Consider the following 20,487-nt stretch of genomic DNA (forward strand, 5'->3'; position numbering starts at 1 on the left):
ACGAGTTCGAGACCACGACCGCCGCCGCGACCGCGGTCATGGACTGGTGCTTCAACTTCTACAACACCACCCGCCGGCACAGCTCCGCTGCGATGATGTCACCCATCGCCTACGAGACCGCGGCCCTCACCCCGAGAGCCGCTTGAAGGGAAGCCCTCCACGATTCGGGGGGAACCACACTCTCTGGCGCCGGTTTCGTGCATTGGGTGCCGTGACGATGTCGATCCACAAGCTGACCGCCGGGTCGGGGTACACCTACCTGACCCGGCAGGTCGCGACCCAGGACGCGACCGAGAGAGGGCATGCGTCGCTGGCGTCGTACTACACCGAGAAGGGCGAGACCCCGGGCCGGTGGGTCGGGTCCGGACTGGCCGGTCTGGACGGTATCGCTGCGGGTGATGTGGTCACCGAGGCGCACATGCTCAACCTGTTCGGCTCCGGGCATCACCCGCTGGCTGAGCAGCTGCGCGCGGGGGCCGCTCAGGCCGGCGCGGACGTGCGCGGCCAGGAGCGGGCGTCCCGGTTGGGGGTGCCGTTCCCGGTCTATGCGGGGGACGTCTCGAGCTTTCGGGTGCGGGTGGCCGAGCGTGTCGCCGAGCTGACCACTGCCCGCGGTTTACCCGCCGGCTCCCCGGGCAGCATCGAGGACCGCGCGCAGGCCCGCACCGAGGTTGCCACGGCCCTGTTCCGGGAGCAGTTCGGCCGTGACCCTGCCGATGCCCGGGAGCTGTCCGGGACCATCGCCAAGGCTTCCCGTCCTCGCACGAACGCCGTTGCCGGGTACGACCTGTCGTTCTCCCCGGTGAAGTCGGTCAGCACCTTGTGGGCGGTCGCCGACCTGCCCGTGGCGGCCGCGATCGAGAAGGCGCACCACGCCGCCGTGGCGGATGCGCTGGCGTTCCTGGAACGGTCTGCGCTGTTCACCCGGGAGGGCACCGGCGGCGTCCGGCAGGTCGAGATCCGCGGCCTGGTGGCGGTGGCGTTCACGCACCGTGACTCCCGCGCCGGAGACCCGGATCTGCATACCCACGTCGCGGTCGCGAACAAGGTTCAAACCAGGGATACCGGCAAGTGGCTGGCGATCGATGGCCGGCCCCTGTTCAAGGCCGCCACCGCCGCCTCCGAGGTTTACAACACGGCGCTGGAGGTTCACCTTCGCGAGAGCCTGGGGGTGCGGTTCGTCGACGTCGCGCACCGTGACCCGCGCAAACGCCCGACCCGGGAGATCGTCGGCGTCGATCCCGCGTTGGCGTCGCGGTGGTCGACCAGGAGGGCACACATCACCGCCCGCACCAGCGAGCTCGCCCGCGCGTTCCAGGCCGACCATGGCCGGCCCCCGACTCCGGTGGAGGCGATCAAGCTGGCCCAGCAGGCCACCCTCGAGACCAGGGACGCCAAACACCCCGCCCGCAGCTTCGCCGAACAGCGCGAGTCGTGGGCTGAACAGGCCCGGGCGGTTCTGGGCAGCGATCACGCCACCCGGGCGATGGTGGCCGCGGCGCTCTCCCCCGCCGCCGCTGCTGGGCCGCGGATCGACACCGCCTGGATCCAGGCCACGGCTGCCCGGATCGGGGGCATCCTTGCCGAGCATCGTTCGGTGTGGCAGCAGGTCCACGTCTACGCCGAAGCCCAACGCCAGGTCCGCCCCACCCACCTCACCGGGGACAACCTTCAGCGGGTCGTCGCTCTGCTCGTCGACGAGGTCCTGACCACTCACTCGGTCGTCCTCGCCCGCCCCGGCCACGATCCCATCACCGACCTGCCCGAGGGGCTGCGCCGCAGCGACGGCACATCCGTCTACACCCAAGCCGGGACCACCCTGTTCACCTCGCCTCAGATCCTTGCCGCGGAGGCGCGGATCGTCGCCCGCGCCGGACAGGACGACGGGGCCCGCGCCCCCGACACCGCCGTCCAGACAGCACTCAATGCAGCCGCGAGCGAGGGCGTTCCACTCAACGCGGGACAGGCCACCCTGGTACGCGAGATGGCCACCTCCGGCGCCCGGGTCCAGCTCGCCATCGCCCCCGCCGGCGCCGGCAAGACCACCGCCATGCGCGCCCTGACCCACGCCTGGACCAACGCCGGTGGACAGGTCCTCGGACTGGCCCCCTCCGCGGCCGCCGCGCACGTCCTCGGCGAGAGCATCGATGCCGCCACGGACACCCTGGCCAAGCTGGCCTGGCACCTGCAGCACCCCGCCCTCGGCGAGCAGCCGACGTGGATGACACACATCGGCCCAAGCACGCTGGTGCTGGTCGATGAGGCCGGCATGGCCGACACCCTCACCCTCGACCTGGTCATCGAGCACGTCATCACCCAGGGCGGCTCGGTGCGGCTCATCGGCGACGACCAGCAGCTCGCCGCGCTCGGCGCCGGCGGCGTCCTGCGCGACATCCGCGCCACCCACGGAAGCCTGCACCTGTCCGAGCTCATGCGCTTCACCGACCCCGCCGAAGGCGCCGCCTCCCTCGCCCTCCGAGACGGGGCCCTCGAGGCGCTCGGGTTCTACCTCGACCACCACCGCGTCCACGTCGGCGACCTCGCAACCTTGACCGACGACCTCTTCACCGCCTGGGCCACCGATCGAACCCGCGGCGTGGACGCGATCATGATCGCCCCCACCCGGGACCTGGTCGCCGAGCTGAACCAGCGCGCCCGCACCCACCGCCTCACCACCACAGGCCTCGCACCAGCGGCAGCGACCGCCACGGTCACACTCGCCGACGGCGCGACCGCCTCGCTCGGGGATGTCGTCATCACCCGAGCCAACGACCGCCGCCTTCCCCTGGGCGCTACGGACTTCGTCAAGAACGGCGACCGGTGGACCATCACCGCGCTCCTCGAGGACGGTGCGGTGAGTGCGAGGCACGTCACCCACCGCCGGAGCGTGACGCTGCCCGCGGCGTATGTAGCCGGGCACGTCGAGCTGGGGTACGCCTCGACGATCCACACCGCCCAAGGCGTCACGGCCGCCGCGAGCCACACCCTGCTTACCGGGGCCGAGTCCCGGCAGCTGCTCTACACGGCCGCCACGCGCGGTCGGGCCGGCAACCACCTCTACCTGCAGCTGGTCAGCGACACAGACGAGCATGCCCTCATCCGCCCCGAAACCGTCCACCCCCGCACGGCGACCGACATCCTCGAAGGCATCCTCGTCCGCGACGATTCCGCTCGCTCCGCGACCAGCACCGCCCGCGAGGCCGACCACCCCGCACCCAAGCTCGCCGACTCCGTGGCCCGCTACACCGACAGCCTCTACCTGGCCGCCGAACAGCACCTCGGCACCGACACCACAAAGCGGATCGAGCAGACGGCCGAGCAGATCCTGCCGGGCCCAACCGACGCCCCGGCATGGTCGACGCTACGGGCGCACCTGATCCTGCTCGCCGCCCACGACATCGACCCGATCCACGCGCTCACCTCCGCAGCACACCACCGCGGGTTCACCGACGCCCACGACCCCGCCGCGGTCCTCGACTGGCGCCTCACCGACATCCGCGTCACCAGCGCCATCCGCGGACCCTTGCCCTGGCTGCCAGGCGTCCCGCAGTCGCTGGCCGACGACCCGACCTGGGGCGCGACTCTCTCCGCCCGCGCCGCCACCGTGCGCGCCGACACCGCCATCCTCACCCGCCACCTCACCGACACCGCCGACCAGACGCCCGCGTGGACGCGGCTCGGCCACGCCCGACCCGCCCCCGCCCTGCTCGCCCAGGTCGAGGTGTGGCGTGCCGCCACCGGAATCGACCCCCAGGACCGGCGCCCGACCGGACCCGCCCGCCCGCTCGGAACCCTCGCCGGCCGCTACCAGCAGCACCTCACCCGCCGTCTCGCCTCCGGCGACACGCCCGCGATGCAGGAATGGGCACCCACCCTCGACCGGATCCTCCCCCGCCACGACACCGACGCCTTCACGCCCGTGCTCGCCGAGCGGCTCGCCGCCCTCTCCCGCGCCGGACTGCACACCCCCACCCTGCTGCGCGACTCGCTCAGCACCGGCCCCCTGCCGGACGACCACGCAGCCGCCGCCCTCTGGTGGCGCCTCACCTCCCGCCTCTCCCCCGCCGTCGCCGCCACCACCACCGGCGACCTCCCGCTCACCTCAACCTGGACCGGCCGCCTCCCCGGACTGGTCGGCGCGGACCGCGCATCCGAACTGCGCGCGAGCAGCTGGTGGGCGACCCTGGTCACCGTCATCGACCACGCCCTCGCCCGCGGCCACACCCCCGAGACACTCCTGGCCCACATCCCAGAGCGGGAGCAGGACCTCGACCCATGCCAAGCCCTCATCTGGCGGATCAGCATCACCACCAACCCGACCCACCTCGACGAAGGCAGCGGCGACGGAGACCCCGGCGCCCTGCCTCCCGAGGACCTCGATCTCGAGCCGGTCTCCTGGGCGCCGACAGCCGCCGACCTGGCCGCCCTGCCGCCCCTGGACGAACCGGCCCTCCCAGACAGCAACGACATCGCCCCCCACGACCGCGCCGGAACCGGGGACATCTCCGACCCCGACGACGTCGAGACAGCCATCGCGTTCGCCGCCCTCCAACGACACCACGCCGAACCGCTGCCCCTGTCCGACCAGCAGATCGAGACCCAGGTCGCCCACGCCATCGAAGCCGACACCTCCCCCGTCACCCCGGAACGGATCGCCGCCCTCAATGCCCTGGCCACCGACTACTACAGTGGCGCCTTCCCCGGATCCTGGGCGCAGACCTACCTCACCGAGCGGCTCGCCGGCACCGACCTCACTGGCGACCCACACGCCCGTCCCGGCTACGCCCCCGCCGGGTGGACCGCCCTCATCGACCACCTCGGCGGACACGGCGCCACCAACGACGAGCTCCTCGCCGCCGGCCTGGCCACCACCACCCGCGACGGCAGGCTCATCGACCGATTCCGCGACCGCCTCATCCTCCCCATCACCCACCCCGCAGCAGGCCTCACCCACGAGGCCGAAGAAGCAGTCGTGCTCGGGTTCGTCGCCCGCCGCCACCCGACTCTCACGGACACCACCGGCGGCCCGAAGTACCTCAACACCCCCGACACCGTCCTCTTCCACAAAGGCGCCCAGCTCTACACCGCGGGCAGCGCGACGACGCCTGCGGACGCTACCCCGGTCCTGGTCGAAGGCCCCCTCGACGCCCTCGCCATCACCACCGCCGGCAACGGTCGCTACCTGGGTGCCGCTCCGCTCGGGACCGCGCTCACCGAAGAGCAAGCCCGCAAGCTCGCCGTTCACGCCCACCTCAGCGGAACGACCCCGATCGTGGCCACCGACGCCGACACCCCCGGACGCGCCGCTGCCACCCGGGCCTACTGGCTCCTCACCCAACACGGTCTCTCCCCCAACACGCTCACCCTCCCAGCTGGCAGCGACCCCGCCGAACTCCTCACGCGCCACGGCTCCGGCGCCCTCCGGCGAGCGCTCGAGGACGACGCGCCACTCTCCGCCATAGTCATCACCGCCCGACTCGACCAGCCGCACAGCACCAACAGCCTGCGCGATGCCGTGGCAGCTCTCGCCGCGGCCAGCCCTGACGCCTGGGACACCGGATCCATCCAGATCGCACAGGCCACCGACACCCCGCTGCCTGCCGTGCGCCGACACCTCGCCCGCGCGCTCAAGCAGCGCAGCCTCGATATCCGAACAACCACCGCCGAAAGCCTGCGCCGCAACCTGGACGCCGGCAAGCCAGCAGCGCCGAGCACCAGCTACCGCAGTGTGGATCAACACGAACGCCGCCACGTCCCGGCACCTGCTGTCGATAACGGACGGGCACGCTAAACCTCGTCCATTCACCCCATCAGCTTGCGCCGAATCGCGAGCGCCACATCGCAGGCCCGCGGGTTGCATAGATCTGGACCGATGGCATCGATATCAAGGTGTCCTGGTGTTGTGAACGCCCTGGCAGAACCTCTTCGTCTCGCCCGCTCCTGGCGCGCTGGCGCTTTCGGGCGGCTGACCCAAGAATCTGCGGCCAGCTGACGCTTTGTCCTTCAGGCATTGTTGAGGTCCTCACCGAGAGGAACGGATTGCGCCAACGCGCAGCGCCTTGATTTAGCGATTGGGTCGAATGACCCCACACAAGTTCAGTTCAGGAACGCGCAACCGCAATGGCCCGTGGTCCTCGATCGGAACTCGTGGAACGGAAGTGCACGAGGGCCCCAGTATGCAAAGCGTCAAACCCGTCCCTATCGTTGACATCGTCAGAATGGAAGAAGATGTTGCCAGGGAATGCCGGGTGCCGGATGAAGCCATAGTTTTCCCTAATGCTAACGATCTCCCCGATCATGGATGCGTCACCGGTCCCGGACGCCTCGGCCGACACTGGTGCCGTGCTCTGCTGATCGATCGTCAGCGCAAGTTCAGCAAGGCGTTTCCCAGCCGCAGGACATCCTTTGGTCTTGCTCAGTTTCAGGATCTCGTTGAGCAATTGAGACCAGCGACGTGCGGTGACGAATCTGACCAGCCCGCGACTAAGTGAATCCAGCCACTCCGAGAGGTTGGCGATGGATGTCCCGATAGTGATGCTTTGTGTGGCACCGTTCACAGCCTCTACCGCGCAGTCGGCTCCCGTGTCGCGCAGCCTGTTATCCGAAACACCTGACTCGAGTGCCGCGAGTGCGATCCCAAGACCCTTCTCGGCGCGACGGAATTGCAGCAAGGGATTGCGCTCCTCGCTACGAGCGTATTCGGCCCAGCGGCGGTATGCCTCAGCCAGGCTGCTGATCGCAATCAGTCTCGCCTTACCTGTCTGTATGACGGAGGCCGGCTCGATGAGGGCAACCCCTTCCGAAAAGCGGTGAGCCCACACCAAATAGGTCCCGAGAGCGACGGCGGTGTCAGCCTTCTTGAGCGTTTCGTGCGCCTCGTCGGCGTAAGCAATTGCCGACTTCACGTCACGCGCGCTTCGTGCCAGATAGCCCGCGAAGAAGTGAGCCACCACCGCGCGATCCTCGCCGTCAGCATGCTCATAGGCGCGTCTATAACAAGCGGTCGCGGTCGTCAGGTCACCGGCCTGACCCCTGAGATACCCCTCGACTCTGTCGACCTCCCAGAAGTCTGGGTTCAGCTTCCGAGCAAGTTCAACCTGCTTGAAGGCCTTGTCCAAGTCCCCCGCCTTCCCTGCTAGCAGGGCTTGGCGAAGGATTTGTGCCGTAGGCGCGTCCGCATCGGTCCGAGAGCGCACGACTACCGGCGCGAGCGAGCGCTCGGCAAGGTCTGAGGCTCGGCGCTCTTCGGTGGCTCGATACTCAGTCTCTCGCCGTAGGACTGCGCGTCGAACAGTGTCATCCGGCGGAACACGACGACTCAAGAACTGGGTGGCCGTTTCCGTGAGTACAACCCGTAGGTTCAAATCACCCGGACTCGAGGCGTTCTCGCGCCGGACCAACGACCCTCGCATCAACTCCTGGAGACCGACATTGATTTGATCCATTGAGCGTTGCAGCAGCACGACCAGTTCGTCCACTGACACAGGACGACCGAGGACCGCCAACGCTCCAAGCACCTCCCGCGCTGACGGCTCAAGGGAGTCGTACACCGATCGAACGCAGAACTCTAGGAGTTCGTCCTGGTGTCGAATCAGTTGGATCGGATCGTTCCCGGCTTCAACCGCGAGTGCAAACCATTTGATCGCCAAGGGACTATTCCGCAGTTTTGTGACCACTTGAACGCGAGCATCTGAACTGATTCTGTCTAGGCCCGCGATCCGTCGCGCGCGAACGAAGTCGTTAAACAGGCGTAGACTATCAGCGCGACTCAACGGTGAGAGCGGATACCGACGTTCGAACTCACCAACCCCGACGCGACTGGTGATCAGATAGCTCACCGTGTCTGGTAGACCATCATAAAGCGTTGCGAAGTCACTCCCCCCAACTGTCTCAAGATTGTCTAGAACAATCAGCACTCGTAGCCCTTCAAGGGCGCTGGCCAACTCTCTCGAACTACCTCCGAAGTCGTCATCGAGGGCTCGGCCAAGCGGTTGCAGTGCTCCTACGATATCCCGCGCCGCGCCCGCGATGTCGCGTACACCGTTTGCCGTAAGCTTCTCATGCTTGAGAGAGGTCCACAGAACCGCATCAAATGGCTGACTCGTGTCATCAGCTATTAAGTATGCGACCTCCAGCGCCAATGCAGTCTTGCCGATACCGCCCTCGCCGGTGATAGTCAGCACAGGCTCTCTGCCACGCTTAATGAGACTGACTAGGTCTGCGACTTCCTTAGCACGGCCGACCAGGCCGGTTTCATCGTAATCAGGAAGCGGCAAGTTGTGCAGCGTTAGTCCAGCGTCCGATTGAACAGTAACCAACGGTTCCCAAGATGGGTCGGCGACAAGCTGAGCGAGCGTTCGCTTCATCTCTGACCAGTATCGCGTCTGGAATTGGGTGAGGATCGAGACGGCAGCATCGCTGTCACCAGCAGCAAGAGGACGGGCATGCATCACCCGGTTCCGGATAGCGACCAGCCGATCCAGGTGTCCGGTTAGGTCCCGCACTTCAGACGCGTATTCACTAGGAAGCAGGCTACGGTGAGTATTGAGCAGGTCGTAAGCCTCGCGCATATCGAGATACTCTGTGATGGGATTGGCGTCGCCGGACGTCCCATCCTGAGCTCGCTTGACCGAGGCGCGCTCAAAGCAGGCGTTTAGCGCCGCTTCTTCACCTATTTCGTTAACGACGAATCTCACCAGTGCAGCACGCACGTCTCTCTCGAACGCGTCCATGAGCACGTACAGCCGCGCCCGGGTCATCGGAAGATCCTCAGATTGCGCCACGCTGCCCTCCCTGCCAGTTGTCAACACGCCCGACACTACTCAATGGATCTCTGTCCGCCGGTGGTGGTGGTCGCCATAAGCGCACCGCGACAAGGTTGGTCCCTGAGGATCGATACCTCCAGGTCAGCCCCAGGCACTGGAAACCTGGCCAGGCAGCAGATGCGTCTTGGCTGCGCCAACCGCACGGTTGGGGCTGCGTCCCATCACCCGGTAGTGAGCGCGACAGAGTGCGTCCTCGCGCGCTTTGTCGCTCCCTGCGGATGTGTTCTATGTCGGCGTGTCGACGGGGCGCAGGTGCACCCCCGTGCGGTGGAGCGGTTGCGGCGGACTGGGCGGGGCGAGGGTGGCGACGTCGGATTCGAAGGCTGCCATCCGTAGTTCCGTGGTCTCGTCGCTGCGGTGGCGGGTGTGGCGACCGCGTGATGGCCAGGGCTGGTGCTGCCTGTCTTCGCAATGGGCGCGAAGCCGCTGACGCATCCGGTCGGTGAACGCGGGCAGCACATACCGGTGGAACTCCTCCAGCGACTCACCCGTGAGGGCGTGCCCGGCGCGGCGGCGCGTGTCGGCGAGGAGGGCGATCTCGTGAACCAGGTGCGGGTGCGGTCGCCGGGCAGGAGCTCAACGACGAGACCTGGGCCATCGCCCAGTCCGACCTGATGATGCAGGACATCGACCCCGCCCGGATGCGCAACGGCAACACCCTCACCGGTGATGCGTTTCCGACCGAGAAGTTCGACTTCGTCCTCGCCAACCCCCCCTATGGCGTGGACTGGAAGGCGTACTCCGCCCCGATCAAGGACGAGCACGAGAAGCAGGGTCACCACGGCCGGTTCGGCGCTGGCCTCCCCCGCGTCTCGGACGGGTCGCTGCTGTTCCTGCAGCACATGCTCTCCCACATGAAACCGGCCGGGTCGCGGGTCGGGATCGTCCTGTCCGGGTCGCCGCTGTTCTCCGGGCAGGCCGGCTCCGGGGAGTCCGAGATCCGCCGTTGGATCCTCGAGAACGACTGGCTCGAAGGCATCGTCGCCCTCCCCGACCAGATGTTCTACAACACCGGCATCTCCACCTAAGTGTGGGTCCTCACCAACGACAAGACCGAGCCCGCTAAGGGCAAGGTCGTCCTCGTCGACGCCCGCGAACTGGGTTCGAAGATGCGCAAGTCCCTCGGCGACAAACGTAAAGAACTCACCCCGGCCGCGATCGACGACATCGTCCGGCTCTACCTCGGCGCCCACGACGAAACCGCCGACGACCCCCGCATCAAGGTCCTGCCCCGCGAGACCTTCGGGTTCCAACGAATCACCGTCGAACGCCCCATGCGCCGCCGCTGGGTCATCACCGAGGACACACTCGACAAGCTTGCGGCGTCCAAGGCCTGGGCCAAGTGGCCGGATGCGATCTCCTCACCACCGGGGGCGGCGATCGAGAACGTCCGCAGCATCTACGGCGGCTGGATCGGCACACAGTTCCCCACCGAGAAGGCATGCAAGGACGCGTTCACCGAGAACATGGGCGGCGGCGTCCCCATCGGCGTCATCAACGAGCTCGTCAGACTCGCGGCCGTTGCCGATCCCGACGCACAGGTCGTCACCGGCCGCGGCGGGAAGGTCGAACCCGACCCCGACCTACGCGACAACGAGAACGTGCCCCTGCCTGCCGGGTGGCTCGACCTCGACCAGGATCAACGCGTCAAAGCCCTCAAGACGGCCGCGGAGGAGCACCTCGCCACCGAGATCCATCCCTACGTCCCCGACGCCTGGATCGACCACACCAAGACCAAGGTCGGCTTCGAAATCCCCTTCACCCGCCAGTTCTACGTCTACACACCACCGCGCCCCGTCGACGAGATCGCGGCCGAGATCCGCAACCTCGAAACCCAGATCCAAAGCTGGATGAAAGACCTCGGACTGTGACGACGATCCCATTGCGCTATCTCGCGGAGATCAACCCGCAGACCCCGGAGTTAGAGGCCGTCACGGCTGATACACCAGTCATGTTCTTGCCCCTCGAGACGGTGTGGGCGGATGGGCGCGCGGACCAAACCCGGACCGTGCCCAAGAGAGCCGTGACATCGGGCTACACGAGGTTTCGCCCCGGAGACGTGGTGTGCCCCAAGGTGACGCCGACGTTCCAGGCCGGTCGATCCATGATCGCCCAAGCCCTCGGGGCGGGAACCACGGAACTACACATCCTGCGGCCGCGGCAGGACGTGGACCCTCGGTGGGTCTGCTACGCGGTTCGGTCGAAGCACTTCTTGGACGAAGGCGTCACCGCTTTTCAGGGTGTAGCTGGGCTTCAGAGAGTGCCGGCTGAATATGTGGCCTCGTTCCGGGTCGCCGACGTAAGCGTCGATGAGCAGCGGCGGATCGCGGACTTCCTCGACGACCGCGTCACCCGCATCGACCAGATCATCGCGGCGCGGACACTGCAGGCCAACCTCGTCGAGGAAGCGTTCTTGGCCCGCATGCGCGCCGGCGTCGCCGGAGCCCTGAACGATGACGACACGACAACTAACTCGGAGATCCCGTGGCTTGAACGGAGCCACTCCTCTGCGGTGACGGTGTCCATGGCGCGCGTCTTGACATTGCAGCGCGGCGTCGATCTGACTGACCAGCAGAGGCGTCCAGGCGATGTCCCCGTGGTCACCACCGCGGGCATCGTTGGACAGCACGACGAGGCCATCTGCCAGGGCCCGGGGGTCGTGATTGGGAGGTACGGGAGCGTTGGGAACGTGCACTGGGTGGATGAACCGTTCTGGCCGCACAACACCACGTTGTACGTGAAGCAGACCCAAGGCAACGACATGCGATGGATCTACTACCTTCTGCGGTCTTTCCCCTACGCAGCGATGCAGGCGCGAGCAGCTGTCCCTGGCATCAACCGCAATGACTTGGCAGTCGAGCTCGTGCCATGGATCCCGGTCCCGCTACAGCGACGCGCGGTGGAGCTTCTGGCCGCAGATGAACATGCAAGCAAGGAGCACCGAGCCGAACTGGAAGCATCAGTGACCCTGCTGACCGAGTTCAAGCAGTCGTTGATCACCACGGCTGTGTCTGGGGAGTTGGATGTGTCGACGACCGGTAGCGGGATTCCGGGATAAGGGAGGGGTGCCGGGTATGTCGGTGACGCAGGAGTCGGCGTTCGAGGGGAACATCGAGGCGCATCTGCTCGAGCAAGGTTGGGCCAGCGTCGCGCCGGACGGCTATGACCGGAAGACGGGGGTGTTCGGGGATGAGGTGATCGCGTTCGTTCAGGCGTCGCAGCCAACCGAGTGGAAGCGCCTCGTGGCCCGGCATGGGGGTGAGGCGACAGCACGGTCGAGATTCCTCAAGGTCGTCACCGACGCTCTGGATCAGCGAGGCACGGTGAGCGTGTTGCGGTCGCCGGTGAAGGACAGTGGGGTGTCGGTGCGGCTGTGCTACTTCAAGCCCGCGTCGGGGCTGAACGCGCAGCAGAGCGCCCGGTACGCGGCGAACCGGCTGGGGGTGACCCGGCAGCTGCATCACTCGGAGTCCCGCCCGGGTGACTCGCTGGATCTGGTGTTGTCAGTGAACGGGATCCCGGTCGCGACAGCGGAGCTGAAGAACCCGCTGACCGGGCAGGGGGTGGAGCACGCCAAGACTCAGTACCGCACAGACCGGAACCCGCACGACCTGATCTTCCGGGCACGGGCGCTGGTGCATTTTGCGGTGGATCCGCATCACGTGGCGATGACGACCCATCTGGCGGGGCAGGAGACCCGTTTCCTGCCGTTCGACCAGGGCAGCGCGGGCGCCGGCTCATCCGGTGGGGCGGGGAACCCGCCGGTCAAGACGGGGTATCGCACGGCATACCTGTGGGAGCGGGTGTGGGAGCGGGAGGCGTGGCTGGACCTGCTCGGCTCGTTTATCCATGTCGAGGACGGGCGGGTGCTGTTCCCTCGGTTTCATCAGTGGCACGCGGTCCGTTCGATCCTGGCCGCCACCTACACCGATGGGGCGGGGGTGGACCGGCTGGTCATGCACTCGGCCGGGTCGGGCAAGTCGAACACGATCGCGTGGACCGCGCACGCCCTCTCCCGCCTCCACGGCGCTGATGATCAGCCGATCTTCGACAAGGTCGTCGTCATCACCGACCGCAAGGTCCTGGACCGTCAGCTGCAAGCGACCGTGGCGGGTTTGGAGCACACGCCGGGCACGATCGTGCGGGTCGACCAGCACTCCTCCCAGTTGAAGGAGGCGTTGGAGGGCAACGCGGCCCGGGTCATCATCACGACCCTGCAGAAGTTCCCCGTCGTGGCCAAGCTCGCCGCCGAGGAGGCCGCCACCGGCGAGCAGCGCGGGGTGGTGGGGCGCCGGTTCGCGGTCATCGTCGACGAGGCGCACTCCTCGACCACCGGCGAGGGCGTGACCAAGCTCAAGACCGTCCTCGGAGGTCAACCGGCTTCGGAGGAGGACGCACTGGCAGCGGCCGAGGCCGAAGAGTCTGACCTGCACGACGAGACGGGCGGGCCGGAGGAGGCGCTGTGGGCGAGCGCGTTGGCGCGGGGGAAGACGAAGAACCTGTCGTTCTTCGCGTTCACCGCCACCCCGAAACCGAAGACGCTCGAGACGTTCGGACAGACCGTCGCGGGGCCGGACGGGGAGCCGGTGAAGGCGCCATTCCACACGTACTCGATGCGCCAGGCGATCGCCGAGGGGTTCATCCTCGACGTGCTCGCGAACTACACGACATACGCGGTGTACTACAAGCTCGCCAACGCCCACCCCCGCAACGACCCCGAGCTCGACTCGAGGAAGGGCCGGGCCGCCCTCGCACGGTTCGCCTCCCTGCACCCGTACGAGCTGAACGCCAAGGCCGAGATCATCGTCGAGCACTTCCTGCAGAAGACCCGGCACAAGATCGACGGCCGGGCCAAGGCGATGGTCGTCACCCGCTCCCGGCTGCACGCGGTGCGCACCAAGCAGGCCCTGGATGAGTACATCTCCCGGAAGGGCTACGACCAGGGCGCCTCGGCGTTGAGGACGCTGGTGGCGTTCTCCGGGACCGTGACAGACCCGGACGCGCCCGACCTGCAGTGGACCGAGCCGGGCATGAACGGGTTCCCCGAGAGCCAGGTGCCGAAGCGGTTCGCCTCGGAGGAGTTCGAGGTGCTCGTTGTGGCCGAGAAGTACCAGACCGGGTTCGATGAGCCGTTGCTGCACACGATGTACGTCGACAAGAAGCTCGGCGGCGTCAAGGCCGTGCAGACCCTGTCCCGGCTCAACCGCACCCACCCCGGCAAACAGGACACCTTCGTCTTGGACTTCGCCAACACCGCCGAGGAGATCCAGGCCGCGTTCGAGCCGTTCTACGAGCAGTCGCTGGCGAACCCGACCGAGCCGAACATCCTCTACACGATGTTCTACGACCTCGGTGCTGCCGGCATCCTGTCGGGCGAGGAGATGGACGCCGCCGTCGCCGCCCTGCTCTCCGACGACCCCAGTCGGCAAGGGGAGATTTACGCCAACCTCGGCCCGGCGGTGGGGCGGTTCATCGCCCTCGAGGACGAGGCCGCGGAGGAATTCCGGGCCACGCTTCAACGCTTCACCCGTGCGTACGCGTTCATCGCCCAGATCATGCCCTTCACCGACCCCGACCTCGAACGGCTCTTCCTCTACGGGCGGATGCTCCTGTCCGATCTCCCCGCCCGGGAGAACGACCCCATGCCGCAGCTGTCCAAGTCGGTCCAGCTCACCCACCTTCGGATCGCCGCCACCTCCGAAGGTGCCATCACGCTCGAAGGCTCGGAGGATCCCGGCACCGCCCTCCCCGGCGAGGGGAAGGGACCGATCACCGATCCTGAGATGGACAAGCTCTCCGCGCTCATCGTGGCGATGAACGAACGCTACGGAGCCGAGCTCACCGAAGCCGACAAGGTCTGGGTCGACCAGCAATGGACCGTCGTCAAAGAGGACCCAGAGATGCGCGCCGTCGCCGAGCACAACGACCGCTCCCAGTTCGAGATGGTCCTGGAGAAGCGCGTCGAGAACATGCTCCTCGACCGGCACGGCAAGAACGAAGTCCTCTTCGACATGTTCTTCGCCAACCCCGAGTTCCGCCAGTACCTCGTCGACTACCTCGCCGGCACCTACGACGAGTTCAGGCAGGAGGCGAGCTGAAGTGGGCGGCAAGCAGATCCGGCTGTTTCTCGTCGACGGCACCCCCGGCGGCCTCACCACGCTCGAGGTCGGCCAATGGGTCGGTCACCTCGTCAGCGGTCCGCGGTCTCAGTTCGCCGACCTGCTCAAACGGGCCGAGGTGACCAAGCCGGGGGTGTACCTCCTCGTCGGGTCTGATGAGAGTGCCCCCGACGGGACCGTCTGCTACATCGGCGAGTCCGACGACGTGAGCGGCCGTCTGCGCAACCACGTGCGAGACAAGGAACGCGACTTCTGGGACCGGTTCGTCGTCATCACCTCCAAGGACGAGCAGCTCACCAAGGGTCACGTGAAGTACCTCGAGTCACGCCTGGTCGAGCTCGCCGGGCGAGCCCAACGCTGCCTTCTTCGCAACGGCAACGAACCCCGCCTGTCGTCGCTCCCAGAGGCGGACCGCTCTGACATGGAGTACTTCCTCGACCAGCTCCAGACCGCCCTCCCGGTCCTAGGGATCAACATCTTGCGCGGTCGGGTCGAATCGGTCGACACACTCAGCCCGCCCAAAGCGAGCGCCTCGCCCGTCTTCGAGATGCACGTCCCGAAGCGGGGACTCACCGCTCGAGCGCAACAGATCGACGGAGAGTTCACCCTGCTTGCCGGATCTCGGGTCGCCCCTCGGATCCGCGCCTCGGCCACGTTCGCCGAGTCCACGGCCAGCGCATACCGGGCTCTCGAAGCACGCCGGTCCGCGCTCGTCGACAACGGTTCGATCGTCCTCGACGACGGGGCTCACGTCCTCAGTCGTGATGTCGTCTTCCACTCCCCCTCGACCGCCGGCGCCATCGTTGCCGGACGATCCTGCAACGGCCGCACCACCTGGAAGACCGCCGACGGACTCACCTTCGCCGCTTGGGAGACATCTGGCCTCAACGAACCATCCACTGGGGCCTTCGAAAACAGGGGAACCTGAGATGCCCACATTCTTTGGCAGCAACCTCGGCCGGCATCGGCAAGGGTCGTCCTCGCGAGAGTGCACGGCATGTCGGGGATGAAAGCCCAGGGCGCCGCCGAGCATCTATCGGGTCTGTTGGGAACTATGTTCGGCTACGAGAGCGACTACTTCGTCGGGGTTACGGAGGAAGACCGAATCGATGTCGACCCGGACACGGCTTGGTTGATCGTTGAAATGCTGTACGAGCTGCTACCCGACTGTTGGCGTGCGGAACGCTTCTACGGACATGCAGTAGAGGACGGGTGCCCGTTCCCGAATGCCATCTGCTTCTCATGCGCCGATCGAGGCAAGAAGCTTCCGACGAGGGCTATGGAGAAGTTCCGGCAGAAGCATTGAGTCCGGGCTTCGCTGATCTCGTGCGGACTGCCCTCCCTCACGTTCTTCGGCAGTCTCGCGCGGCAGTCACTGCGCCACCGCCGTAGGACTCGGCATACTGCAGGACGTCGTTGACGTACCAGTGGGCTCGGTTGTAGGCGAAGAGCGCGTCGCGGACTCCGTCGGGGCCGTTGTGAACTCTGGAGGCGGTGAGGTAGTTGGCGGCACTCATGGTCGAGTCGGCGTCGTTGAGGATGTCGGCGCGCCCGTCACCGTCTCCGTCGACCCCGTAGATCCTCCAGGTGGCGGGCATGAACTGCATGAGGCCTTGGGCGCCAGCGGTGCTGGTGGCGCGGATACGGCCGTGTGCGGTCTCGGCCATGCCGATGCCGGCGAGCAGCGTCCACGGCAGGTCGTACCTCTCCGCTGCCACGGCATAGAGCGCCTTGATCTCGGGCGGGATGGGCAGTGCCGGGTTGGTGATCGAGTTCAGGCGTGGCTCGCCAGGCTCTGGCAGCTCGAACGAGCGGGCAGCTGCAATCACCGAATCCGCGCTCGAAGCAGGTGATTCTGACGCGCGCGCCGTGGGGGCGATGGGGCGGCCGTCGAGGGGTGCGCCCTGGTTGGCCATGAAGGGGACGGGGTCGATGGGGGTGCCGTTCTGGCGGACTTCGTAGTGGAGGTGGTTGCCGGTGCTCCTTCCGGTGGAGCCTTCGGTGCCGAGCCGCTGTCCCATCGACGCGTTGGCGCCGACGGTAATGGCCGGGTCGATGCGAGCGAGGTGGGCGTAGGCGGTGGTGATGCCGCCGCCGTGGTCGATGAGGACGAGGTTGCCGTACCCGCCGGAGTCACCCGCAAAGGTGACGGTGCCGGTCGCGGCGGCGACGATGGCCCCGCCGGTGGGGATGGAGGTCATGTCCTGGCCGGTGTGTGGTCGCCAGGTGCGCAGGATGGGGTGGAACCGCATCCCGAACCCGCGAGCCCCGACGACGTACGCCTGCTGGTACGGCGGCCGCCAGGACCCGCTCGGCGGCGCACCGACCGCGGTGCAGGTGTCGAGCTGGGTGGCGGTTGCGGTGGAGCCGGTGACGATGAGCGCCGCCATCAGGAGGGGTGCGCCGAGGAGCAGCAGGACCGCTGCGGTGATCGCGGAGACCAGTTTCGTCATCGGAGCCCCTCAGGCCGCGCCCTCAAGAGCTTGGTTTGTCCACGTGAGGTGCTGTTCGATGGGGTGCAGGTGCGTTTCGACTTTGTGGGACCGCTCCCCTATCTGCCAGAGGGCGCGTCCTTTGCGGTGCATGGCCCAGCCGGTGATGGCATCGGTGGCGATCGGTCCCAGTCCGAGCGTGTCGTCGAGCTCGTGGGCGACGCCGGGTTTCTGGCCGTGGAGGATCTTGATGTCGGCCAGGTGCATCAGGTCGCGGGCGATGGTGGCGGCTTGGGAGCCGTGGTCGCCGACGGTGAGCATGTCGGAGGGTTTGTGGGCGTTGGCCCATTGGATGTCGCCGCCGCGGCCGGCGACGCCGCGGGAGAGGCGGAAGTCCTCATCGAGGCTCTTGACGGCCTCGATCCCGAGCCGCATGGCTTTCCACATCTCGTCCCGGATGACGATGCGCAAATCCCCGGGGTCGGCGATCTCCCGCATCCCCCGGCCCCAGGAGTTCAGGCAGACCAGCGCGATCCCGACGGCCTCATCCCCCAGCGGAGCGAGGCGGGACAGCGAGAGCGACTGGATGGGGGCGTTCCAGTCCACGTCGATGCTGGTGTGGTCGTCGAAGAGCCCAGCGAGGGCTCCGGAGACGAGCTGCCCGAGGGCGTCCCGGAGGACTCTGGTCTCATCGAGGAAGTCCTGCCGGCTCGCGTACCGGCACTGAGAGATCAAGTTGTCGGTGGGTTGGTCGAGGTAGCGCCACAGAGCCGGGATGGTGGTCTCGGTCAGGACGCTGTTGGCGCGGTCGTAGCCGGTGAGATCCCGTAGCGCGGCCTTGACGACGGCTTCCTCGGAGGGTCCGAAAGGCACGCGCTGGTCGCCGATCCTCTGGCTGCCCACGAGTGCGCGCAGGAGGGTGAGCCAGCGGCCGAAGACGACCGCCGCCCGCGACTGCGCTTCCTGCGCGGACAGGTGGTTCCAGCCGTGGGCGAGCGGTCCGAAGGCGAGGGGGTTGATCCGGGCGGGCAGGCCGGGGCCGAGTGTGAAGGGTTGGACGTTGAAGAAGTGGCAGAGCCTCTCGTATTCGTCTTTGGGGTCGCCGAGGATGAGGATGCGGTAGCCGAAGTCGGTCATGCGCAGGGCGAAGGCTTTGGTGGTGGCGGACTTGCCGGTGCCGGGTTTGCCCATGCAGATGACGTTCGGGTTGGTCACCGGGATCTCGTCGTCCAGGACCCAGCCGATGGGGTCGGCGTAGAACGCGGCACCGGAGAGGGTGTCGACCCCCATCTGGGCACCGGTCGGGGGTAGGCCGGGGCCGTGGATGAACGGCCAGAACACCGGCGCCTGATCCGACGGCATCCGGTACGACACGACCGGGGCTGTCGCGGGAGCCCACCCCCGCCCCGCCCGGCGTGGCCCGCGCCGCGGGGCGTACCGGAGCAGCCGTGGGTCCTTGACCGGGTCCGGCTGAGCTGGGTGGGTGGGTAGGTCGTGGCCGAAGTCGGCGAGCAGTCGGGTCATGTCCCGGCCACTCCCGCGCTGCGTTCTGCTCATCGTGTCTTCGCTCCTGGTCTCAGGTGGTGGTGCGGGTGAGGCTGATGCCGAGGGGGACGACGGAGGCGGCGAACGCGACGTCCTGGGCGAGGTCGAGGCGGAGCGGGGCGAACCCGGCGCGGCGGATGGAGGCGTCGAGGTGGCGGGCGTGTTCGGCGATGCGGGCGGTCTTGGGGACGGTGACGGTGCACACCGCGTACGGGCGGGTGACGGCGGAGCCGCGGGCGAGCTTGGCCTCCAGCGCGCGGACTTGGTCGTTCTCGTCGCGGGAGCGGGTGGAGGTGCGCATCTTGGCCTTCTCGCGCAGGCCTTGGCCCATGTCGGCGGCCCACTCGCTGCTGGCGGACTGCCGCGCGGCGGAGGTTTGGGTGAGGATCGGGTAGGCGACGAGGTAGCTGCGCCGCTCCCCCGGCTGGGTCGGCGTCAAGACCGGGGCGAGGGCGCCGAGGACGGCGCCGCGGATGGGGAGGGTGATGGTGGCGCTGATCGAGTTCCAGGCGTCGTGGGAGTAGTGCCGGGCGGCGGGGTCGGCGCCGGAGGGGCCGGCCATCGACCACGGCACTGCAGCATTCACCGTGTCATCGGCGGCGTGTGCGGTGAGGGCGTCGATGATCCCGGCCCGATCGCCGGGGGCGAACCCGGTGCGGCAGGCGGCGGCGAGCTCGGGGCTGGTCAGCCACGCCACAGACGTCATCCCGAGGCCGCCTTTGAGCTGTGCCTCGACCTCAGCCAATACCCCATACAGCACGGCAGCGCGGGCGTCGATGCCGCGGCCGGCCTCCCGCGCGACCTTGCCGAGCCGGGCCTCGGGGACGACGACGGTGACGTAGGCCTCGGTGCGCACCGACGCTGAGGTCAGGGCCTGCTGCAGCTGGTCGTTGACGGTGCGCACCTCGAGTGGGCTGCCGGGGTGGCGGTGGCGGGTAACCCACTGATCGCGTTCGGCGCCGTCATCCGGGACGGTCCGCACAAGGAAGAGAATCTCGTCGACCAGGTCGCTGCGGCTGGCTTGGTCGAGCAGTTCGGCCAAACCTTGGCCCATCCGGGCCCGGTCGTGCGTGTCGGCCATGCCGGTGCCGGAGTGGACGATCGCGGCGGTCGCCGCCCAGGTGCGGGCGGCGTGGTTCTGGATGACCGCCACCCGTGCCCCGGACAACCCGGTGGGCGGTCCTTCGTGGATCTCGATCCCGGCCAGGACCCCGGGCAGGTCCACCTCGTCCACGTCAGTGATGGCGCCCCGCGAGGCGCGGGAACGGTAACGGGTCCAGCCGGTCAGGCCGCCGACGGCGAACCCGGTCACGGCGAGCAGCCAGCCGATGGCGGAGCGTCCCCGCACCGGCACCACCGTCACAGTGATCACGCCGGCGGCGATGAGCAGGAACATGCCCGCTGAGGCCCAGGCCTGTTCTTTGAGGGCCCAGAAGAACGGCAAGGTCGCGGCGGCAACGATGGCGGCCTGCCAGCCGGTCAGCCCGAGGAACCAGCCGATCCGTGCCTTGCTGTACTGGCTGTAGATCTGCGCCACGGTGACGCGCCTCCCTTGTTAGTTGGTGG

Annotated in this window: 11 protein-coding genes; 7 read left to right on the plus strand and 4 right to left on the minus strand. The window is 67.6% G+C overall.

Going from position 1 to position 20,487, the window contains the following annotated elements:
- The first annotated feature begins 217 nt into the window (after positions 1-217).
- On the plus strand, positions 218-5,791 hold the full coding sequence (gene mobF / locus GA707_RS19640) for a MobF family relaxase (protein ID WP_152180153.1): 5,574 nt from the start codon (positions 218-220) through the stop codon (positions 5,789-5,791).
- Positions 5,792-6,101: 310 nt separating this feature from the next.
- On the opposite strand, the gene GA707_RS19645 is transcribed toward mobF, so the two are convergent.
- Entirely contained in the window at positions 6,102-8,759 is a 2,658-nt protein-coding gene (locus GA707_RS19645; protein ID WP_152180154.1) for an AAA family ATPase, read from the minus strand.
- Between the two features lie 680 nt (positions 8,760-9,439).
- Between GA707_RS19645 and GA707_RS21435 the strand changes: the two genes are divergently transcribed.
- The 6 genes from GA707_RS21435 to GA707_RS19670 all read left to right on the plus strand — a co-directional run bounded on the left by GA707_RS21435 (position 9,440) and on the right by GA707_RS19670 (position 16,250).
- Positions 9,440-9,853, plus strand: a complete 414-nt coding sequence (locus GA707_RS21435; RefSeq protein WP_370460061.1) for a class I SAM-dependent DNA methyltransferase — start codon at positions 9,440-9,442, stop codon at positions 9,851-9,853.
- On the plus strand, positions 9,854-10,696 hold the full coding sequence (locus tag GA707_RS19650; protein ID WP_226963984.1) for a hypothetical protein: 843 nt from the start codon (positions 9,854-9,856) through the stop codon (positions 10,694-10,696).
- A complete protein-coding gene (locus tag GA707_RS19655; protein WP_152180155.1) occupies positions 10,693-11,883 on the plus strand; it encodes a restriction endonuclease subunit S in 1,191 nt (396 codons plus the stop codon). The genes GA707_RS19650 and GA707_RS19655 overlap by 4 nt, the downstream gene beginning before the upstream one ends.
- 16 nt (positions 11,884-11,899) lie before the next feature.
- Positions 11,900-14,923 carry a type I restriction endonuclease subunit R gene (locus tag GA707_RS19660; RefSeq protein ID WP_152180156.1) on the plus strand — a complete coding sequence of 1,008 codons (3,024 nt, stop codon included), beginning with the start codon at positions 11,900-11,902 and terminating at the stop codon, positions 14,921-14,923.
- Position 14,924: 1 nt separating this feature from the next.
- Complete coding sequence (locus GA707_RS19665; protein ID WP_152180157.1) at positions 14,925-15,872, plus strand: GIY-YIG nuclease family protein; 948 nt, start codon at positions 14,925-14,927, stop codon at positions 15,870-15,872.
- A gap of 69 nt (positions 15,873-15,941) precedes the next feature.
- Positions 15,942-16,250 (plus strand): hypothetical protein, encoded by a 309-nt coding sequence (locus tag GA707_RS19670; RefSeq protein WP_152180158.1) that lies wholly within the window; start codon positions 15,942-15,944, stop codon positions 16,248-16,250.
- A gap of 37 nt (positions 16,251-16,287) precedes the next feature.
- On the opposite strand, the gene GA707_RS19675 is transcribed toward GA707_RS19670, so the two are convergent.
- The 3 genes from GA707_RS19675 to GA707_RS19685 are packed head-to-tail and all read right to left on the minus strand — an operon-like array spanning position 16,288 to position 20,458.
- Positions 16,288-17,397 carry a peptidoglycan DD-metalloendopeptidase family protein gene (locus GA707_RS19675; RefSeq protein WP_152180159.1) on the minus strand — a complete coding sequence of 370 codons (1,110 nt, stop codon included), beginning with the start codon at positions 17,395-17,397 and terminating at the stop codon, positions 16,288-16,290.
- Between the two features lie 9 nt (positions 17,398-17,406).
- Positions 17,407-18,933, minus strand: a complete 1,527-nt coding sequence (locus GA707_RS19680; RefSeq protein WP_152180160.1) for an ATP-binding protein — start codon at positions 18,931-18,933, stop codon at positions 17,407-17,409.
- 19 nt (positions 18,934-18,952) lie between these two features.
- Complete coding sequence (locus GA707_RS19685) at positions 18,953-20,458, minus strand: SCO6880 family protein (RefSeq protein ID WP_152180161.1); 1,506 nt, start codon at positions 20,456-20,458, stop codon at positions 18,953-18,955.
- Positions 20,459-20,487 lie beyond the last annotated feature (29 nt).

This window comes from Nostocoides sp. F2B08, assembly GCF_009184895.1.
Lineage (GTDB): Bacteria > Actinomycetota > Actinomycetes > Actinomycetales > Dermatophilaceae > F2B08.